The organism is Streptomyces sp. NPDC041713 (assembly GCF_055591085.1).
Genome location: NZ_JBVIZY010000009.1, coordinates 212,352 through 231,571 on the forward strand (window position 1 = coordinate 212,352; position 19,220 = coordinate 231,571).

Annotated in this window: 20 protein-coding genes; 19 read left to right on the top strand and 1 reads right to left on the bottom strand. The window is 70.8% G+C overall.

Annotation, left to right across the window (positions count from 1 at the left end; translation table 11 throughout):
• The first annotated feature begins 312 nt into the window (after nt 1-312).
• Together ffh and ftsH are read left to right on the top strand one after the other, a co-directional pair.
• Entirely contained in the window at nt 313-1,866 is a 1,554-nt protein-coding gene (gene ffh, locus ACZ6CV_RS26470; RefSeq protein WP_469253160.1) for a signal recognition particle protein, read from the top strand.
• Between the two features lie 191 nt (nt 1,867-2,057).
• Nucleotides 2,058-3,992, top strand: coding sequence for an ATP-dependent zinc metalloprotease FtsH (ftsH, locus tag ACZ6CV_RS26475; protein ID WP_469253161.1), 1,935 nt, complete (start codon nt 2,058-2,060; stop codon nt 3,990-3,992).
• 52 nt (nt 3,993-4,044) lie between these two features.
• On the opposite strand, the gene ACZ6CV_RS26480 is transcribed toward ftsH, so the two are convergent.
• Nucleotides 4,045-4,905 (bottom strand): SAM-dependent methyltransferase, encoded by an 861-nt coding sequence (locus ACZ6CV_RS26480; protein ID WP_469253162.1) that lies wholly within the window; start codon nt 4,903-4,905, stop codon nt 4,045-4,047.
• Between the two features lie 221 nt (nt 4,906-5,126).
• On the opposite strand from ACZ6CV_RS26480, the gene proS reads away from it, so the two are divergent.
• The 17 genes from proS (at nt 5,127) to whiG (ending at nt 19,172) form a co-directional block, all read left to right on the top strand.
• Entirely contained in the window at nt 5,127-6,545 is a 1,419-nt protein-coding gene (gene proS, locus ACZ6CV_RS26485; RefSeq protein ID WP_469253163.1) for a proline--tRNA ligase, read from the top strand.
• Nucleotides 6,546-6,805: 260 nt separating this feature from the next.
• Complete coding sequence (locus tag ACZ6CV_RS26490) at nt 6,806-7,402, top strand: hypothetical protein (protein WP_355811725.1); 597 nt, start codon at nt 6,806-6,808, stop codon at nt 7,400-7,402.
• Between the two features lie 191 nt (nt 7,403-7,593).
• On the top strand, nt 7,594-8,031 hold the full coding sequence (gene rpsP, locus ACZ6CV_RS26495; protein ID WP_355811727.1) for a 30S ribosomal protein S16: 438 nt from the start codon (nt 7,594-7,596) through the stop codon (nt 8,029-8,031).
• Nucleotides 8,032-8,033: 2 nt separating this feature from the next.
• Complete coding sequence (locus ACZ6CV_RS26500) at nt 8,034-8,273, top strand: RNA-binding protein (RefSeq protein WP_014176063.1); 240 nt, start codon at nt 8,034-8,036, stop codon at nt 8,271-8,273.
• 79 nt (nt 8,274-8,352) lie between these two features.
• Nucleotides 8,353-8,895 (top strand): ribosome maturation factor RimM, encoded by a 543-nt coding sequence (gene rimM / locus ACZ6CV_RS26505; RefSeq protein WP_362374061.1) that lies wholly within the window; start codon nt 8,353-8,355, stop codon nt 8,893-8,895.
• Nucleotides 8,895-9,716 (top strand): tRNA (guanosine(37)-N1)-methyltransferase TrmD, encoded by an 822-nt coding sequence (trmD, locus tag ACZ6CV_RS26510; RefSeq protein ID WP_355811733.1) that lies wholly within the window; start codon nt 8,895-8,897, stop codon nt 9,714-9,716. Before rimM ends, trmD begins: the two co-directional genes overlap by 1 nt.
• A gap of 131 nt (nt 9,717-9,847) precedes the next feature.
• On the top strand, nt 9,848-10,198 hold the full coding sequence (gene rplS, locus ACZ6CV_RS26515) for a 50S ribosomal protein L19 (RefSeq protein ID WP_355811736.1): 351 nt from the start codon (nt 9,848-9,850) through the stop codon (nt 10,196-10,198).
• 45 nt (nt 10,199-10,243) lie between these two features.
• The gene (gene lepB / locus ACZ6CV_RS26520; RefSeq protein WP_469253164.1) at nt 10,244-10,966 is read left to right on the top strand and encodes a signal peptidase I; all 723 of its coding nucleotides are present in this window, start codon (nt 10,244-10,246) and stop codon (nt 10,964-10,966) included.
• The gene (lepB, locus tag ACZ6CV_RS26525) at nt 10,959-12,044 is read left to right on the top strand and encodes a signal peptidase I (protein ID WP_469253165.1); all 1,086 of its coding nucleotides are present in this window, start codon (nt 10,959-10,961) and stop codon (nt 12,042-12,044) included. Before lepB (ACZ6CV_RS26520) ends, lepB (ACZ6CV_RS26525) begins: the two co-directional genes overlap by 8 nt.
• A gap of 4 nt (nt 12,045-12,048) precedes the next feature.
• Complete coding sequence (gene lepB / locus ACZ6CV_RS26530) at nt 12,049-12,891, top strand: signal peptidase I (protein WP_469253166.1); 843 nt, start codon at nt 12,049-12,051, stop codon at nt 12,889-12,891.
• A gap of 78 nt (nt 12,892-12,969) precedes the next feature.
• Nucleotides 12,970-13,725, top strand: coding sequence for a signal peptidase I (gene lepB / locus ACZ6CV_RS26535; RefSeq protein WP_469253167.1), 756 nt, complete (start codon nt 12,970-12,972; stop codon nt 13,723-13,725).
• A gap of 49 nt (nt 13,726-13,774) precedes the next feature.
• Nucleotides 13,775-14,266 carry an NUDIX hydrolase gene (locus ACZ6CV_RS26540; RefSeq protein WP_469253242.1) on the top strand — a complete coding sequence of 164 codons (492 nt, stop codon included), beginning with the start codon at nt 13,775-13,777 and terminating at the stop codon, nt 14,264-14,266.
• Nucleotides 14,267-14,321: 55 nt separating this feature from the next.
• On the top strand, nt 14,322-14,630 hold the full coding sequence (locus ACZ6CV_RS26545; RefSeq protein ID WP_355811750.1) for a DUF2469 domain-containing protein: 309 nt from the start codon (nt 14,322-14,324) through the stop codon (nt 14,628-14,630).
• 120 nt (nt 14,631-14,750) lie between these two features.
• Entirely contained in the window at nt 14,751-15,158 is a 408-nt protein-coding gene (locus ACZ6CV_RS26550; RefSeq protein ID WP_469253168.1) for a YraN family protein, read from the top strand.
• The gene (locus ACZ6CV_RS26555) at nt 15,158-16,777 is read left to right on the top strand and encodes a YifB family Mg chelatase-like AAA ATPase (RefSeq protein WP_469253169.1); all 1,620 of its coding nucleotides are present in this window, start codon (nt 15,158-15,160) and stop codon (nt 16,775-16,777) included. The genes ACZ6CV_RS26550 and ACZ6CV_RS26555 overlap by 1 nt, the downstream gene beginning before the upstream one ends.
• Entirely contained in the window at nt 16,774-17,931 is a 1,158-nt protein-coding gene (gene dprA, locus ACZ6CV_RS26560; protein WP_469253170.1) for a DNA-processing protein DprA, read from the top strand. Before ACZ6CV_RS26555 ends, dprA begins: the two co-directional genes overlap by 4 nt.
• A gap of 398 nt (nt 17,932-18,329) precedes the next feature.
• Complete coding sequence (gene whiG / locus ACZ6CV_RS26565; RefSeq protein ID WP_355811761.1) at nt 18,330-19,172, top strand: RNA polymerase sigma factor WhiG; 843 nt, start codon at nt 18,330-18,332, stop codon at nt 19,170-19,172.
• The last annotated feature ends 48 nt before the right edge of the window (nt 19,173-19,220 follow it).

The window sequence follows — 19,220 nt, forward strand, 5'->3', positions numbered from 1 at the left end:
ACCCACCCGCCCCTACTCCCGCCAGGCGTCGCGGGGTAAACGGGTGGGTGGGTGGGGAGCATCCGCCGCGGAGCGGCGGGACTGTTTGTACCCGCAAGGGGAGCCGGGGGCCCGACCTCACCCGAGCCGCACGTCGCGGGGCCCCACCCGTACCCCCGCGGCCGCGGACCGACGCTCTGGTGCGTAGAAGGGAGGCCGCCGGGAACCCCGAGCTACAGACAAGTCCGCCCACAGCCCCAGGCACCCGTGGGCGACCGATACTCTGGAAGGCGACCTGTCCCCTTTTCCCCGACCCGAGGATTCGCGACCGCCGTGTTCGATACTCTCTCCGACCGCCTCGCAGCGACATTCAAGAACCTCCGGGGCAAGGGCCGCCTGTCCGAGGCGGACATCGACGCCACGGCCCGCGAGATCCGCATCGCCCTGCTCGAGGCGGACGTCGCCCTGCCCGTCGTCCGCGCCTTCATCAAGCAGGTCAAGGAGCGCGCGGCCGGCGCCGAGGTCTCCCAGGCCCTCAACCCCGCCCAGCAGGTCATCAAGATCGTCAACGAGGAGCTCATCGGCATCCTCGGCGGCGAGACGCGGCGCCTGCGGTTCGCCAAGACCGGCCCGACCGTCATCATGCTGGCGGGTCTGCAGGGTGCCGGTAAGACGACCCTCGCAGGAAAGCTCGGCCGCTGGCTGAAGGGGCAGGGCCACGCACCGCTCCTCGTCGCGTGTGACCTGCAGCGTCCCAACGCCGTCAACCAGCTGAGTGTCGTCGCCGAGCGCGCCGGCGTCGGTGTGTACGCCCCGCAGCCGGGCAACGGCGTCGGCGACCCGGTCCAGGTCGCCAAGGACTCGATCGAGTTCGCCAAGACCAAGCAGTTCGACGTCGTCATCGTCGACACCGCGGGCCGCCTCGGCATCGACCAGGAGCTGATGCGGCAGGCCGCGGACATCCGCGACGCGGTGAGCCCGGACGAGGTCCTCTTCGTCGTCGACGCCATGATCGGTCAGGACGCGGTCAACACGGCCGAGGCCTTCCGGGACGGTGTCGGCTTCGACGGCGTCGTGCTCTCCAAGCTCGACGGTGACGCCCGCGGTGGCGCCGCGCTGTCGATCGCGCAGGTCACCGGCCGCCAGATCATGTTCGCCTCGAACGGCGAGAAGCTGGACGACTTCGACGCGTTCCACCCGGACCGCATGGCGTCCCGCATCCTCGGCATGGGCGACATGCTCACGCTCATCGAGAAGGCCGAGCAGACCTTCTCGCAGCAAGAGGCCGAGAAGATGGCCTCGAAGCTCGCCTCCAAGAAGGGGCAGGACTTCACGCTCGACGACTTCCTGGCCCAGATGGAGCAGGTCAGGAAGATGGGCAGCATCAGCAAGCTGCTCGGGATGATGCCCGGCATGGGGCAGATCAAGGAGCAGATCGCCAATCTGGACGAGCGGGACGTGGACCGTACCGCCGCCATCATCAAGTCGATGACGCCCGCCGAGCGTCAGGAGCCGACGATCCTCAACGGCTCGCGCCGCGCCCGTATCGCCAAGGGCTCCGGTGTCGACGTCAGCGCCGTGAAGAACCTCGTCGAGCGGTTCTTCGAGGCCCGCAAGATGATGTCCCGCATGGCCCAGGGCGGCGGCATGCCGGGTATGCCCGGGATGCCGGGCATGGGCGGTGGCGCCGGCAAGCAGAAGAAGAAGCAGAAGCAGGCCAAGGGCAAGCGGCGCTCCGGCAACCCGATGAAGCGCAAGCAGGAGGAGCTGGAGGAGGCCGCCCGGCGCGAGCAGGCCGCTCAGTCCGGCGGCGCCTTCGGCCTTCCCGGCGGGCAGCCCGGCAAGGACTTCGAGCTGCCGGACGAGTTCAAGAAGTTCATGGGCTGAGATCGGTCCGCGGGGCCCCTCCGGTTCGGAGGGTTCAGCGTGTCGTACGTCGGAGGGTTCCTCGTGTCGTACGGGTGTGGGGCGTCCCTCCGGAAGGGGCGCCCCACGGCGTTTCCCCGGCGGGGGCGGCGGGTGCCTCCGCCGTACTTCCAGCGTGTGCCCCTGCCGTACTTCTGACGTAACGTCCGGATATGAGCAACCCCGTGCCGCCGCGCCAGGAGCCCGACCGGCCGTGGCGTTCCGAGGGCGCGCCGCCCGCCCCGACTCCGCCGCCGAAGAAGAAGATGCCGGGCGGCTGGGGAAGCCTCATCCTGACGGCGCTGATCGTCTACCTCATCGCCAACCTCGTCCTGTCCTTCTTCAACGACGGCGACGAGCCGACGATCTCGTACACGGAGTTCAGCAAGCAGGTCGACGCCGGCAACGTCACCAAGATCTACTCCAAGGGCGACGCGATCCAGGGGCAGCTCAAGAAGGAGCAGCCCAAGCCGGACGGCGACTCGGGGAAGTACACCAAGTTCACCACCCAGCGGCCCGCCTTCGCCGACGACAAGCTCTGGGACGACCTGACCAAGCACCAGGTCACGGTCACCGCCGAGCCCGTGGTGCAGGAGCGCAGCTTCCTCTCCAACCTGCTGATCTCGCTCGCCCCGATGCTGCTGCTCGTGGTGCTGTGGATCTTCATCGCCCGGCGGATGAGCGCCGGAATGGGCGGCGGGGGCGGCATGCTCGGGCGCAAGACGCCGCCCAAGCCGGTGGAGCTCGAACCCGGGGCGAAGCGCACCACCTTCGAGGACGTGGCGGGCATCGACGAGGTCGAGGGCGAGCTCAACGACGTCGTCGACTTCCTGAAGAATCCCGACGCCTACCGCAGGATGGGCGCCAAGATGCCCCGCGGCGTGCTGCTCGCAGGACCGCCGGGCACCGGCAAGACGCTGCTCGCGCGCGCCGTCGCGGGCGAGGCAGGCGTGCCCTTCTTCTCGGCCTCCGCCTCGGAGTTCATCGAGATGATCGTGGGCGTGGGCGCCTCGCGCGTACGGGAACTCTTCGCCGAGGCCCGCAAAGTCGCGCCGTCGATCGTCTTCATCGACGAGATCGACACCATCGGGCGCGCCCGTGGCGGCGGCAGCGGGATGGGCGGCCACGACGAGCGCGAGCAGACGCTGAACCAGATCCTCACCGAGATGGATGGTTTCTCCGGCGTGGAAGGCGTCATCGTGCTCGCCGCCACCAACCGCGCCGACGTCCTCGACCCCGCCCTCACTCGGCCGGGCCGCTTCGACCGCGTCGTCAACGTCTCGCCGCCCGACCGCGGCGGCCGCGAGGCCATCCTCAAGATCCACACGCGGTCCATCCCGCTGGCCGACGACGTCGACCTCGCCCAGGTCGCCCGTACGACACCGGGCATGACCGGCGCCGAACTCGCCAACCTCGCCAACGAGGCCGCCCTCGTCGCCGTCAAGCGCAAGCAGCACACCGTCACCCAGTCCGACCTCTCCGAAGCCATGGAGAAGGTGCAGCTCGGCGCCGAGCGGCCGCTCGTGATGCCGCAGGACGAGCGCAGGCGCACCGCGTACCACGAGAGCGGCCACGCCCTGCTCGGCATGTTGCAGCCCGGCGCCGACCCGGTCCGCAAGATCACCATCGTCCCGCGCGGGCGCGCGCTGGGCGTCACCCTGTCGACGCCGGACTCCGACAAGTACGCCTACACCGAGGAGTACCTCCGTGGTCGCATCATCGGCGCCCTAGGAGGCATGGCCGCCGAACACGTCGTCTACGGAGTCATCACCACCGGCGCCGAGAACGACCTGGAGCAGGTCACCAACATCGCCCGCGGCATGGTCGGCCGCTGGGGGATGAGCGAGCTCGTCGGCCGCCTCTCCGCCCTGCCGAGCGACGCCCAGCAGGCGTACGGGCTCGCGGCCGCCCCCAACACCCTCGACACCATCGACGGCGAGATGCGGCGGATCGTCGACGAGTGCTACGAGAGCGCCTGCCGGCAACTGCGCGAGCACCGCGACCAACTGGACGCGCTGGCCGCGGCGTTGCTGGAGAACGAGACCCTGGAGGAGGCGCAGGCGTACCGGGTGGCGGGCATCACGCGGATGGCCAAACAGGACGGCTGACGCCGGAACAGGGTCACGGGCCGGGACAGGGCCGGAGCGGTCCCGACGGCCTCTAGGGCACGCGGGCGATCAGATAGCGGAAGACGTTCGGCATCCAGACCGTCCGGTCCCCGCGCCGATGCGGATGCAGCGCCTCCGTCAGCTCCTTGTCGACCTGCGCCTGGTCCGTCGCGCGTATCGCCGCGTCGAACAGCCCCGTCGAGAGCAGCCCGCGGGCCGCGCTCGCCACGTCCGCGTACCCGAAGGGACAGGCCACCCGGCCCGAACCGTCCGGCCTGAGCCCCGCCCGGTGGGCCACCTCCTCCAGGTCGTCGCGGAGCGCGGGACGCCAGCTGCCGGTGCTCCGCAGCGGGTCGGCGAGCTTCGTCGCCACCCGCAGCACGGAGGAGGTCGCACAGCGCTCCGGAGGCCCCCAGCCGACGAGCACCACCGGGCTGCCGTGCCCGGCGAGCGGAGCCGCCGCCTCCAGGAGGTCGGAAAGCCCCTCGGAGTCACCGGCCGTGCACCCGATCGGCTGGAAGGCGGTGACGAGGTTGTACGTGGGCAGCTCCGGGTCCGCCGCGTCCGCGGGACCTCCTTCGACCAGGCGCGTGTCGGCACGCGCGCGTGCGTCCTCGGCGGTGTCCGACAGCAGACGTTCGCGCGCGAGAGCGAGCCGTTCGGGCTGCGCCGGGTCGACGCCGGTGACCCCGGCCCCGCGCGCTGCCGCCATCAGCAGCGCGAGCCCGGAGCCGCAGCCGAGGCCGAGGAGCCGGGTGCCCGCGCCTACTTCGAGCCGTTCGTACACCGCTTCATAGAGCGGGACCAGCATCCGTTCCTGGATCTCCGCCCAGTCACGCGCGCGTGCACACCGGTCCACACGGGGCGCTGTGCCCGCGTGGGGGAGGTGCGTCTGCACGAGTGTTGGTGTCATCGAAAGCGCCCCAATCCAACGAGAGTTAGTGCCGTGCCGGAATCCAACGGTTCGTCCGCCCCCGTGCAGTGCGCTCGCACTCCCCCTGTATGCCAGAGAACTCCGCATCCGCCGTGGAGTCCAGGGGTTGTGAGCCACTGCTTGCGTGCCACCGTCGCGCGCCCCCCGAAGGGGAAAAAAGGATTCCCGCTCCCCGAAGGCTCGCCCCTACCATGCGCGCCATGGCCAAGACACCCGTGCTCACACCCCGGGCGGACGACTTTCCGCGCTGGTACCAGGACCTGATCAACAAGGCCGAGCTGGCCGACAACGGCCCGGTGCGCGGCACCATGGTGATCCGACCGTACGGGTACGGCCTGTGGGAGCGGATGCAGCAGGACATGGACGCCCGTATCAAGGCGACGGGTACGCAGAACGCGTACTTCCCCCTCCTCATCCCGCAGTCGTACCTGACGAGGGAGGCCGAGCACGTCGAGGGCTTCGCCCCGGAGCTCGCCGTCGTCACGCACGGCGGAGGTAAGGAGCTGGAGGAACCGGTCGTCATCCGGCCCACCTCGGAGACGATCGTCAACGAGTACTTCTCCAAGTGGGTGCAGAGCTACCGTGACCTGCCGCTGCTCATCAACCAGTGGGCCAACGTGGTCCGCTGGGAGATGCGCCCCCGCCTGTTCCTGCGCACGTCGGAGTTCCTGTGGCAGGAGGGCCACACCGCCCACGCGACGTACGAGGAGGCCCGCGACTTCGCCGCCCGCATCCACCGCCACGTCTACGGCGACTTCATGCGCGACGTCCTCGCCATGGACTTCGTGCTCGGCCGCAAGACCGCCAAGGAACGCTTCGCCGGCGCCATCAACACCCTCACCCTCGAAGGCATGATGGGCGACGGCAAGGCCCTCCAGCTCGGCACCAGCCATGAACTCGGGCAGAACTTCGCCCGCGCCTTCGACACCCGGTACCTCTCGAAAGAGGGCAGTCAGGAGCTGGTCTGGCAGACCTCCTGGGGCAGTACGACGCGGATGGTCGGCGCCCTGGTGATGATGCACGGCGACGACAGCGGGCTGCGCGTGCCGCCCCGGATCGCGCCCGTCCAGGCCGTCGTCCTCGCGGTCAAGGGCGACGACGCGGTGCTCGCCGAGGTCCACGAGATCGGCCGGCGACTGACGGCCGCGGGCGTCCGCGTCCACGTCGACGACCGCGTCGACGTCCCCTTCGGGCGGCGCGCCGTGGACTGGGAGCTCAAGGGCGTCCCGGTGCGCGTCGAGGTCGGCCCGCGCGACCTGGAGAACGGCACCGCCATGCTGGCCCGCCGCATCCCCGGCGGGGACAAGCAGCCGGTCGCCGTCGACGCCCTCGCCGGCCTGCTGCCCACCCTCCTCGAAGAGGACCAGGCGCTGCTCCTGACCCAGGCCCGGGCCCGCCGCGCGTCCCGCACCGCGGACGTCGGCACCGTCGAGGAGGCGCTGGAGGCCACCGCCGCCGGCGGCTGGGCGCGGCTGCCGTGGGCCGCGCTGGGCGAGGAGGGCGAGGCCAGGCTGGCCGAGCACGCCGTCACCGTACGGTGTCTGGTCGCCGCGGACGGGGCGGTGCCGGAGGCCGACGACGCCCCGGGTAACGTCGCTCTCGTGGCCCGCTCCTACTGAGGGACGCGGCGCCGTGCCCGGCGCGCACGTCCCGGGACCGCGCGCCCGCCCGCGCACCATGAGCCCCGGCGTGAGGACATGACCTACGCGCTGGGGCGTACGCGCCACTACGTACCGGCTTGGTGTGAGCTGTGCGGCTTCTCCGCAGATCAGCGCACCCGCCCTCGTCTTGACGCATCAACGGCAACTGACGGGTACGTGCAAATTATTTGGGATGCCCCGGAATGGAACCCCGAGGGCACCCGGCTCGTTGTCACGACGTGAGCACGACACCACCTGTTCTCGCCGCAGAGCTGGCACAGGCGTGGGCCGACATTCAGCGGCACCACCCCGAGCTGCCCGACCTTGCCGCGCCCGAATCCCTGATCGGAGAGTCGTCGTCCGCCTGTGGCGCCGAGCTCTCCTTCGAGCGACTGCTGCACGAAGCAGTCCATGGCATCGCCGCCTCGCGCGGCGTACGCGACACCTCACGTGCCGGCCGTTACCACAACCGCAGATTCCTCGCGATCGCCGAGGAGCTGGGCCTCGACCACCCTGAGGAACCGCATCCCAGCAGCGGCTTCTCCCTGGTCACCCTCAACCCCGAGGCGAAGAAGCGCTATCGCCCGACGATCGAACGCCTGCAGCGCGCGCTGAAGGCACACACCGCGGCGACGACGGCGGACACCGCGCGCAGCTTCCGCGGGCCGGCCGCACGGCACGGCTCCTCCGGGGGCGGCGTGCGCGTGAAGGCGGTCTGCGACTGCGGGCGCAACGTCCGCGTGGTCCCGTCGGTGCTCGCCCAGGCGCCGATCATGTGCGGCGGCTGCGGCAAGCCGTTCCGCATCCCGGACGTGGTCGGTGTGGGCGTGGGCTGAGCAGGCCAGGGGCGCCCGGACCGGGTTCGGGTGCCCCGGCGACGTATGGCACAATGGCTAGCTGTACTCGACAGTCGCATAGGACCCCTCTCTCCTCCGGCTGACGCGTCCATCGGGCACTCGAGTACCGCAACCCCACGCGGCATCACTGTTGTGCCCACCCACGTCATAGACCAGGAGACACCACTCCCGTGGCAGTCAAGATCAAGCTGAAGCGTCTGGGCAAGATCCGTTCGCCTCACTACCGCATCGTCGTCGCCGACTCCCGTACCCGCCGTGACGGCCGGGCCATCGAGGAGATCGGTCTGTACCACCCGGTGCAGAACCCCTCGCGCATCGAGGTCGACTCGGAGCGCGCCCAGTACTGGCTGTCCGTCGGCGCCCAGCCGACCGAGCCGGTCATGGCCATCCTGAAGCTCACCGGTGACTGGCAGAAGCACAAGGGTCTGCCCGCCCCGGCGCCGCTGAAGGTCGCCGAGCCCAAGGACAAGCGCGCCGCGTTCGAGGCCTTCACCAAGGGTCTCGAGGGCGACGACGCCAAGGGCGAAGCCATCACCCAGAAGGCCAAGAAGTCGGACAAGAAGGCGGACGAGGCCGAAGCCGCGTCCACCGAGTCCACCGAGGCCTGAGCATGCTCGAGGAGGCTCTCGAGCACCTCGTGAAGGGCATCGTCGACAACCCCGACGACGTGCAGGTGGCCTCGCGCAACCTGCGCCGGGGGCGCGTACTCGAGGTCCGGGTCCACCCCGACGACCTCGGCAAGGTGATCGGCCGCAACGGCCGCACCGCTCGCGCCCTGCGTACGGTCGTGGGCGCCATCGGTGGCCGCGGTGTCCGCGTCGACCTCGTCGACGTGGACCAGGTTCGCTGAACCACAGCAGCACCGGCTCGGGCCGGGGAGGGCTCCAGGGCCTTCCCCGGCCCGTAGTCGTTGGATGAGGAGAAACGCAGTGCAGTTGGTAGTCGCCCGCATCGGCCGTGCCCACGGCATCAAGGGCGAGGTCACCGTCGAGGTCCGCACCGACGAGCCGGAGCTGCGGCTCGGCCCGGGCGCCGTCCTCGCCACGGACCCCGCCGCCACCGGTCCGCTGACCATCGAGACCGGCCGGGTGCACAGCGGCCGCCTCCTGCTGCGCTTCGAGGGCGTGCGCGACCGCACCGGCGCCGAGGCGCTCCGCAACACCTTGTTGATCGCCGAAGTGGACCCGGAAGAACTCCCCGAGGAAGAGGACGAGTTCTACGACCACCAGCTCATGGACCTGGACGTGGTCACCGAGGACGGCACCGAGGTCGGCCGCATCACCGAGATCTCGCACCTGCCCTCGCAGGACCTCTTCATCGTGGAGCGGCCCGACGGCAGCGAGGTGATGATCCCCTTCGTCGCGGAGATCGTGGTCGAGATCGACCTGGAGGAGCAGAAGGCCGTCATCGACCCGCCGCCCGGCCTCATCGACGACCGCGCCGAGATCGCCTCCACGCGGGACGAGGCGTAATGCGTCTCGACGTCGTCACGATCTTCCCGGAGTACCTGGATCCGCTGAACGTCTCCCTCGTGGGCAAGGCACGCGCGCGCGGACAGCTCGACGTCCGGGTGCACGACCTCAGGGAGTGGACGTACGACCGGCACAACACGGTCGACGACACCCCCTACGGCGGCGGCCCCGGCATGGTCATGAAGACCGACCCCTGGGGCGCGGCCCTCGACGACGTGCTCGCCGAGGGGTACGAGGCGGGGGCCCACGGGCCCGCCCTGGTCGTCCCCACGCCCAGCGGCCGCCCCTTCACCCAGGAACTCGCCGTGGAGCTCTCCGAGCGCCCCTGGCTGGTCTTCACGCCCGCGCGCTACGAGGGCATCGACCGCCGCGTCACCGACGAGTACGCGACCCGCATGCCCGTCTACGAGGTCTCCATCGGCGACTACGTCCTCGCGGGCGGGGAAGCCGCCGTCCTGGTCGTCACGGAGGCCGTGGCCCGGCTGCTGCCCGGGGTGCTGGGCAACGCCGAGTCCCACCAGGACGACTCCTTCGCCCCCGGCGCCATGGCCAACCTCCTGGAGGGCCCGGTCTATACCAAGCCTCCCCAGTGGCGCGGACACGGCATCCCCGACGTCCTGCTCAGCGGCCACCACGGCAAGATCGCACGCTGGCGGCGGGACGAGGCGCTGCGGCGCACCACCCGCAACAGGCCCGACCTCATCGAGCGGTGCGACCCCAAGGCCTTCGACAAGAAGGACCGCGAGATGCTCTCGATCCTCGGGTGGCGGCCGGGTCCCGACGGCCGATTTGGGCGAGACCCCGAAGCCGTGGAAGAATAGGCCGCTGCTGTACGTCCAGCGTGCGCCCCTGCCACAGGGGGAACGACGCCCGCCCGACGCGATCAGCTACCGAATCCTCATCTCCCCGTACCGCTGATGACCTGTGGCATCAGTGAAGAAAGCAGACGATCATGGCTAACCTGCTCGACTCCGTCGACAGCGCGTCGCTGCGCAGCGACGTCCCCGCGTTCCGCCCGGGTGACACCGTCAACGTCCACGTCCGCGTCATCGAGGGCAACCGCTCCCGTGTGCAGCAGTTCAAGGGCGTAGTCATCCGCCGCCAGGGTGCCGGCGTGCGCGAGACCTTCACGGTCCGCAAGGTCTCCTTCTCCGTCGGCGTGGAGCGTACCTTCCCGGTGCACACCCCGATCGTCGAGAAGATCGAGCTCGTCACCCGCGGTGACGTCCGTCGCGCGAAGCTGTACTACCTCCGTGAGCTGCGCGGCAAGGCCGCGAAGATCAAGGAGAAGCGCGAGCGCTGAGCTCCCGCACGGGTCCACAGCTCGGCCGGATAGCATCTGGCCCCGATGGACACCGAAGCACAGCACACGGAGCGCGACCGCTCCTCCCCACCCTCCGGCTCCGGAGACGTCCCGCACGTCGCCGAGGCAGCCGAGGAGCCGGAGGAACGGTCGCGCTCCGTTCTTGCGTGGCTGACCGACCGGCTGCCGGGCGGCGGCCTCACCCTGACGTTCCTGCTGTGCGTGGGCGTCCTGCTCCTCGTCAGCGCCTTCGTGATGCAGCCCTTCCAGATCCCCAGCGGCTCCATGGAGCCCGCGTTCCGGTCCGGGGACAGAGTGCTCGTCAACAAGGTGGCGTACCGTTTTGGTTCCGCGCCGCAGCGGGGTGACGCGGTCGTCTTCGACGGGCACGGCTACTTCGGAGACGCCGACTACATCAAGCGGGTCGTGGGCACAGGGGGAGACCGAGTGGTCTGCTGTGACAAGCGGGGGAGGATCAAGGTGAACGGCGAGCCCGTCGACGAGCCGTACCTCTACCCCGGCGACGTCCCCTCCCAGGTGCCCTTCGACGTCGTCGTCCCCGAGGGCAGCCTCTTCCTCCTCGGCGACCACCGCAGCGACTCCCGGGACTCCCGCGACCACCTCGGCGAGCCCGGCGGCGGCATGATCCCGGTCGACGAGGTGATCGGCAGGGCCGACTGGATCGCCTGGCCGGTGGGCCGCTGGACCTCCCTGAAGCGTCCCGACAGCTACGCGCGCGTGCCGGAGCCGGGCGGCGCGCATGGGTAACCGCGGACGGACGCGCGGCTCCGGCCACCGGGCGGACACCCGGCTGCCCACCGGGTCGAGGCCCACCGACGGACCCGTCCTGCCCGGCCGGGCCGACCGGCGCAAGCTCGCGCGGAAGGTCAAGCGGCGCAGGCGACGCTCGGCGATCAAGGAAGTGCCGCTGCTCATAGGCGTGGCGCTGCTCATAGCCCTCGTCCTGAAGACCTTCCTGGTGCAGGCCTTCGTGATCCCGTCGGGCTCCATGGAGCAGACGATCCGTATCGGCGACCGGGTCCTGGTCGACAAGCTGACCCCGTGGTTCGGCTCGAAGCCGGAGCGCGGCGACGTCGTCGTCTTCAAGGACCCCGGCAACTGGCTCGAAGAGGAGCAGGGCAAGAAGAAGTCCGACCCGGTGGTCGTCAAGCAGATCAAGGAAGGCCTGACCCAGATCGGTCTGCTGCCCTCCGACAGCGAACGGGACCTGATCAAGCGCGTGGTCGGCGTCGGCGGCGACACCGTCAAGTGCTGCGACAAGAACGGCAAGGTCACCGTCAACGGCGTCCCCCTGGACGAGCCCTACATCCACCCCGGGGACAAGCCCTCGGCCTTCGCGTTCGAGGTGAAGGTCCCCGAAGGCCGCCTCTTCATGATGGGCGACCACCGCAGCGACTCGGCGGACTCCCGCTTCCACCGCACCGAGAAGTTCCACGGCACGGTCTCCGAGGACCAGGTGGTCGGGCGCGCGATGGTCATCGCCTGGCCCTTCGGCCACTGGCGCAAACTGGAGGAGCCGAAGACGTACGCGTCGGTACCCGACGCGCGTCCGGCGTCGGACACCGTCACAGGTGCGTCGCATAGGGTGGCCCCCGGCGATCGATATGGATTGATCCGGCTCCCGACCCCTGCGGAACTCCCGCTCGTTATGGGAGTGGTGGGCCTGCATCGCATCTGGGGCAGGCAGCGGCACGGACTGAGGAGTGGATGTGGGGGATTTGGCGGTCGGCGCACGATCCGGACACGAGGGGCCCGAGGAGCGGCCGGAGCGATCCGACGAGCCGGGCGTCGAGGCCGCAGAAGGCGGTGCCACCCCCGGGAATGACGCCGTGGCCGGCGACGGCGCGACGGACGGGCAGGACGGCAAGCGGCAGAAGAAGCCCCGCTCCTTCTGGAAGGAGCTTCCGCTCCTCATCGGCATCGCCCTGGTCCTGGCCCTGGTCATCAAGACCTTCCTGGTCCAGGCGTTCTCGATCCCGTCGGACTCGATGCAGAACACGCTGCAGCAGGGCGACCGCGTGCTGGTCGACAAGCTGACGCCGTGGTTCGGCTCCGAGCCCGAGCGCGGCGAGGTCGTCGTCTTCAAGGACCCCGGCCACTGGCTGGACGGCGAGCCCACGCCGGATCCCAACGCGGTCCAGCGGGTCCTCGGCTGGGTCGGCCTGATGCCCTCCGCCGACGAGAAGGACCTCATCAAGCGCGTCATCGCCGTCGGCGGCGACACCGTGGAGTGCAAGGGCACCGGCCCGGTGAAGGTCAACGGCAAGGCGCTGAACGAGCCGTACGTCTTCGCGGGCAACACCCCCTGCAGCGTCGACGACCAGGGCGGCCAGTTCAAGGTGACGGTACCCAAGGGCAAAATCTGGGTCATGGGTGACCACCGGCAGAACTCCCTGGACTCCCGCTACCACCAGAACCAGCCGGGCGGCGGCGCCGTCCCCGTGGACAACGTCGTGGGCCGCGCCATCGTGATCGCCTGGCCGCCCACCCGCTGGGCGACCCTGCCCAAGCCGGACACCTTCGACCAGCCCGGCATCAACGCCCTCTCCGGTGCGGCGCCGGGCGCGCTCGGACTGGCCGGGGCCGTGCCGCTCGTACTGTGGCGCCGACGCCGGCTCACGGTGGCGGCCGCGCGCGACGCGAGGGTTTCTGGCGGCAGTACCGCCGGGTAGGGTGCCGTCCCAGATCACCGATCTTCCGCCGTCTGTACCGACGCGGCGGGGTCGTCTCCAACACGGGGGAGCACTGGGATGAGCAGGACACGTCGTACGGACGAGGGCCACGGACGGCTCGGCAGCGTGCTGTCGGGTGTCGCCGTGGCCCTCGGCTGTGTGCTCTTCCTCGGAGGCTTCGCCTGGGGCGCCGTCCAGTACCAGCCGTACACCGTCCCCACGGGCTCCATGACGCCGACGATCGGCTCGGGCGACCGGGTGCTCGCCCAGCGGATAGACGGCGACGACGTGCGCCGCGGTGACGTCGTCGTCTTCAAGCAGAAGACCTGGGGCGACCTGCCGATGGTCAAGCGCGTCGTCGGCATAGGCGGCGACAAGGTGGCCTGCTGCAAGGAGGGCAAGCTGACCGTCAACGGCAAGGAGATCGCAGAACCGTATCTCCCCGAGGGTCAGGGCGCCGCCGCCACCGGCATCCCCACCACCACGGTCCCCAAGGGCCACCTGTTCCTGCTCGGCGACGAGCGCAGCGGGTCCCTGGACTCCAGCGTGCACCTGGAGGACTCCCACCATGGCTCGGTGCCGCGCAGCGCGGTGCGGGGGCGGGTCGACGCGGTGGCCTGGCCGATGGACAAGTTCGGCGAGCTGAAGCGCCCCGAGGGCTTCGCCGACCTGCCGGGCGGCCTCTCCGAGCCCGGCCCGCTGACCCTGGTGGTGAGCGCGATCGTGGTGGGCATGGTGCTGGTCCTGGGCGGCGCGGCGTACGGGCCGGTGGCCAAGCGGCTGGGCCGGGGGCGCGGCAAGGACCGCACGCGGGAGTCCGCCGGTGCCGTCTGAGGACGCGGCGGCCGCAAGGACCGAGCTCCCCGAGGAGGCCGGGGCAACCCTGTCGGGGCGGCCGCTGCGGCGGGTCGCGCGGGTGGTCCTGCTCGATCCGGACGACCGCGTCCTGCTGCTGCACGGCCACGAGCCCGGGGACGTGACGGACGACTGGTGGTTCACGCCGGGCGGCGGTCTGGAGGGCGCCGAGACGCGGGAGCAGGCGGCCCTGCGCGAGCTGCGGGAGGAGACGGGGATCACCGAGGTCGAACTCGGTCCCGTCCTGTGGCGGCGGGTCTGCTCCTTCCCGTTCGCGGGGCGGCGGTGGGACCAGGACGAGTGGTACTACCTGGCGCGTACGGCACAGACGGAGACCGTCGCCGAGGGCCTCACGGAGCTGGAAAGGCGCAGTGTGGCCGGAGCTCGTTGGTGGACGTGCCGGGAACTGGCCGAGGCTCATGAGACGGTGTACCCGACCAGGCTCGCCGAGCTGCTTCGCAGACTGCTCGACGAGGGGCCCCCGGATCGGCCCGAGATCCTCGGCACGGAAATCGTGTAGGGGTTCGCGGGACTGACGCACAATAGGGGGACGCACGGCTGAAGGGGAACATGCCATGAGCGCCGAGGACCTCGAGAAGTACGAGACCGAGATGGAGCTGAAGCTCTACCGGGAGTACCGCGACGTCGTCGGTTTGTTCAAATACGTGATCGAGACCGAGCGGCGTTTCTACCTCACCAATGACTACGAGATGCAGGTGCACTCCGTCCAGGGCGAGGTCTTCTTCGAGGTGACCATGGCGGACGCCTGGGTGTGGGACATGTACCGGCCCGCCCGGTTCGTCAAGCAGGTGCGGGTGCTCACGTTCAAGGACGTGAACATCGAGGAGCTCAACAAGAGCGATCTCGAACTGCCGAGCAGCTAGCGGCCTGCGGGGCGCGGGGAGTCTCACCGGCGGGGCTCGCGGGATTTCACTCGCGGGGGTGGCGGAGTTTTCCACAACCGGTGAGTTGTACACCAAGATCCAACAGGGGTCGGCCGGTGCGTGACGGTGGGTGCCGGAGGTGGTGCCGACATGAACGCACGGGGAGCGATCGGCAGGTACGGCGAGGATCTGGCCGCGAGGCGGCTGGTCGAGTCGGGGATGACGGTTCTGGAGCGCAATTGGCGCGCGGGCAGAACCGGTGAGATCGACATCGTGGCCATGGACGGTGAGGCCCTGGTCGTCTGCGAGGTCAAGACGCGCAGGGCGGCCGGGCCGGGCGCCGTGCCGTTCGAGCATCCGATGGCGGCCGTGGGCCGGACCAAGGCGGAGCGGCTGCGCAGGCTCGCCGAGCGGTGGATCGAGGAGCGCGGCGGCCCACCGCCGGGCGGCGTCCGCATCGATCTGATCGGCGTCCTGATCCCGCGACGCGGGGTCCCCGTGGTCGAGCACGCGCGGGGGGTGGCCTGATGGGATTCGCGCGTACGTGTTCCGTCGCCCTGGTCGGCGTCGAGGGCGTGGTCGTCGAGGTGCAGGCCGATCTGGAGCCCGGTGTCGCGGCGTTCACGCTGGTCGGCCTGCCGGACAAGAGCCTGAGCGAGAGCCGCGACCGGGTGAGGGCCGCCGTGGTCAACTCGGGCGGCGAGTGGCCGCAGAAGAAGCTCACGGTGGGGCTGAGCCCCGCGTCGGTGCCGAAGGGCGGCAGCGGGTTCGACCTCGCGGTCGCCTGTGCCGTCCTCGGGGCGGCGGAGCGGATCGATCCCAAGGTCCTCGCCGACATCGTGATGATCGGGGAGCTCGGCCTCGACGGCCGGGTGCGGCCGGTCCGTGGCGTGCTGCCGGCCGTCCTCGCGGCGGCCGACGCGGGGTACGAACAGGTGGTCGTCCCCGAGTGCACGGCGGCGGAGGCCGCGCTGGTTCCCGGCGTCTCCGTCCTCGGCGTGCGCAGCCTGCGCCAGCTCATCGCGGTGCTCACCGACGAGCCGGTGCCGGAGGAGGAGCCGGACGAGACCGGGCGGCCCGATCCGATGCTCGCCGGACTCTGTGTCCCCGGCACCGGCATCGGCACCGGGCTGGGCGAGGCCTTCGACGACGCCCATGCGCTGGACCTCGCCGACGTCGTCGGCCAGGCCTCGGCCCGGACGGCCGTCGAGGTCGCCGCGGCGGGAGCGCACCACCTCTTCCTGCAAGGACCACCGGGGGCCGGCAAGACGATGCTCGCGGAGCGGCTGCCCGCCGTCCTGCCCCGGCTGACCAGGGAGGAGTCCCTGGAGGTCACCGCGGTCCACTCGGTGGCCGGCATGCTGCCCCCGGGCAGGCCCCTGGTGGACGTCGCGCCGTACTGTGCGCCGCACCACTCCGCGACGATGCAGTCCCTGGTGGGGGGCGGCAAGGGAATCGCGCGGCCGGGAGCGGTGTCCCTCGCCCATCGAGGAGTGCTCTTCCTCGACGAGGCGCCCGAATTCAGCACCCAGACCCTGGACTCCCTGCGCCAGCCCCTCGAAGCGGGCCACGTGGTGATCGCGCGAAGCGCCGGGGTGGTGCGGCTGCCCGCGAAGTTCCTCATGGTGCTCGCCGCCAACCCCTGCCCGTGCGGCAGGCACACCCTGCTGGGCGACGGCTGCGAATGCCCGCCCTCCGTCATCCGCCGCTACCAGGCCCGTCTCTCGGGCCCGCTGCTCGACCGCGTCGACCTGAAGGTCGAGGTGGAGGCCGTCACCCGCTCCGAGCTCGCCGGGTACGGCACCCGCGGGGAGTCCACCAAAACCGTCGCCGACCGGGTGCGCGTCGCGCGGGAGCGGGCGGCGGCCCGGCTGGCCGGGACGGGCTGGCGGACCAACAGCGAGGTCCCCGGCCATGCGCTCAGGACCCGCTGGCCCGCCGCTCCCGGGGCGCTGGACGCGGCCGAGCTGGACCTGGAGCGGGGCTTCTTGACCGCCCGCGGCCTGGACCGTGTCCTGCGGGTGGCCTGGACCGTCGCGGACCTGGCGGGACGCGACCGGCCCGGCGCGCAGGACGTCGCGCTCGCCCTGCAGCTGCGGACCGGCATCTCGCGCGGCGTGCCGATGGTGATCGGGGCGTCGACATGAGCGATGAACCGTCACCGGGGGAACGGCTCGCCCGGATCGCCCTGACGCGGGTGCTGGAACCGGGGGACGCGATCGGCGGGCGCTGGATGCGCGAGACCGGGGCCCAGGAGGTGCTGCGCCGGCTCGGCGGTGACGAGGAGCGGCTGCCGGGGGTGAGTGCGCGACGGTGGGAGGGGTTGCGGGCGAGGAGGGCCAAGGCGCGGCCGGAGCAGGACCTGGCCGCGGCACGGGATGTCGGGGGGAGGTTCGTGTGCCCGGGGGACGCGGAGTGGCCTGCGACTTTGGACGACCTGGGGGACGCGCGGCCGGTCGGGCTCTGGGTGCGGGGGCGGCCGTCGCTGCGGATGTGGGGGCTGCGGTCGGTGGCCGTCGTGGGGGCGCGGGCCTGTACGCAGTACGGCGCGCACATGGCGGCCGGGCTCGCCGCAGGGCTCGCGGAGCGGGGTTGGGTCGTGACCTCGGGCGGGGCGTACGGCGTGGACGGGGCCGCGCACCGCGGTGCGCTCGGGGCCGGCGGTGCCACCGTGGCCGTGCTCGCCTGCGGCGTCGACCGGGCCTATCCGCGCGGGCACACCGAACTGATCGACCGGATCGCGGAACAGGGGCTCGTGGTCAGCGAGTTGCCGCCGGGCGACCATCCGACGCCGAGCAGATTCATCCTGCGGAACAGGGTGATCGCGGCGTTGACCCGGGGGACGGTGGTCGTGGAGGCCGCGTACCGCAGCGGGGCGCTCGCCACGGCGCGCAGCGCCCAGGAGTTGGGGCGCTTCACCATGGGGGTGCCGGGGCCCGCGACCAGTGGATTGTCGGCCGGGGTGCATGAACTGCTGCGGGGCGACGGTGTGCTGGTGACCGACGCCGCCGAAGTCGTCGAGCTGGTCGGCGACATGGGGGAGCTGGCACCGGTCCGGCGGGGGCCCGTCGTGCCGCGTGACCTGCTCGGTCCCGGCGTGCAGCGGGTCCTGGCGGCCCTGCCCGCGCGGGGGCGTGTGGCCGTACGGGACGTGGCGGTCGGCGCCGGGACCACCGAGGACGACGCGGTCGGGCGGCTGTACGAGCTTCAGTCGTTGGGGTTCGTCGAACGACACGGCGACGGCTGGCAGTTGACACGCCAGGTGAATCCGACCGTGTCGGCGGCTGAAAAGGGTTCGTGACCGAGCGTGTTCCGCCGGACGGATGACCCCCGACAACCTTGGGAAATCAGGCAGTTGATACGCCGACACCGTCACTCTGAGCGATCGGTTGCACACTCCGAGGCGTCAAGCGGAACGTATCTGCGCACGCGCGATCCCATACTCTTCGCACACTGCGACACGACAGTCACGCTACGCTCACGTGGATTCCGGCACGGACAGGCAATCAGGCGGACGACCTCATTCACCCCACGCACACTCCCCACCGCACCGAACCGAGCGACACCGGCGCCCCCACCGGCTCGCGCGACCTCCCCGAACCCCGCGATCCCACCGGTTCACGCGACCTCCCCGCGTCGCGCGACCGCACGGGATCCCCCGACCTCACCAGTTCACGGCAGAACGGCTCAAGGCGACGAATGCCCCAGCACACCTCAGGGTCCGACCGGGCAGCGGTTCCCCCCGCCGCCCGTAGCGGCGAGCAGGAGCGGCCCCCCGCGCCCTCGTCGCTGGACGAGTTGTGGCGTTCGTACAAGGAGACGGGTGACGGGCGGCTGCGGGAGCAGCTGATTTTGCACTACTCGCCGCTGGTGAAGTACGTGGCGGGGCGGGTCAGCGTGGGGCTGCCGCCCAACGTGGAGCAGGCCGACTTCGTCTCGTCCGGGGTGTTCGGGCTGATCGACGCGATCGAGAAGTTCGACATCGAGCGCTCCATCAAGTTCGAGACGTACGCGATCACCCGCATCCGCGGGGCGATGATCGACGAACTGCGGGCGCTCGACTGGATCCCCCGGTCCGTACGGCAGAAGGCGCGCAACGTGGAGCGGGCCTACGCCACCCTGGAGGCGCAGTTGCGGCGCACCCCCTCCGAGGCGGAGGTCGCCGCGGAGATGGGCATCGCGCTGGAAGAACTGCACGCGGTTTTCAGCCAGTTGTCGCTGGCGAACGTGGTGGCCCTGGAGGAGCTGCTGCACGTCGGCGGCGAGGGCGGCGACCGGCTCAGCCTGATGGACACGCTCGAGGACCACGCGGCCGACAACCCCGTGGAGGTCGCCGAGGACCGGGAGCTGCGACGGCTGCTGGCACGGGCGATCAACACCCTGCCGGAGCGCGAGAAGACCGTCGTCACGCTCTACTACTACGAGGGCCTCACCCTCGCCGAGATCGGCAACGTCCTCGGGGTGACCGAGAGCCGGGTGAGCCAGATCCACACCAAATCCGTGCTGCAGCTGAGGGCGAAGCTGGCGAGTTTTGGACGCTGAGCGCGCTGAATCGTCCCTGCCTCCGGCGGTGGGCGCACGGCGGCGGCT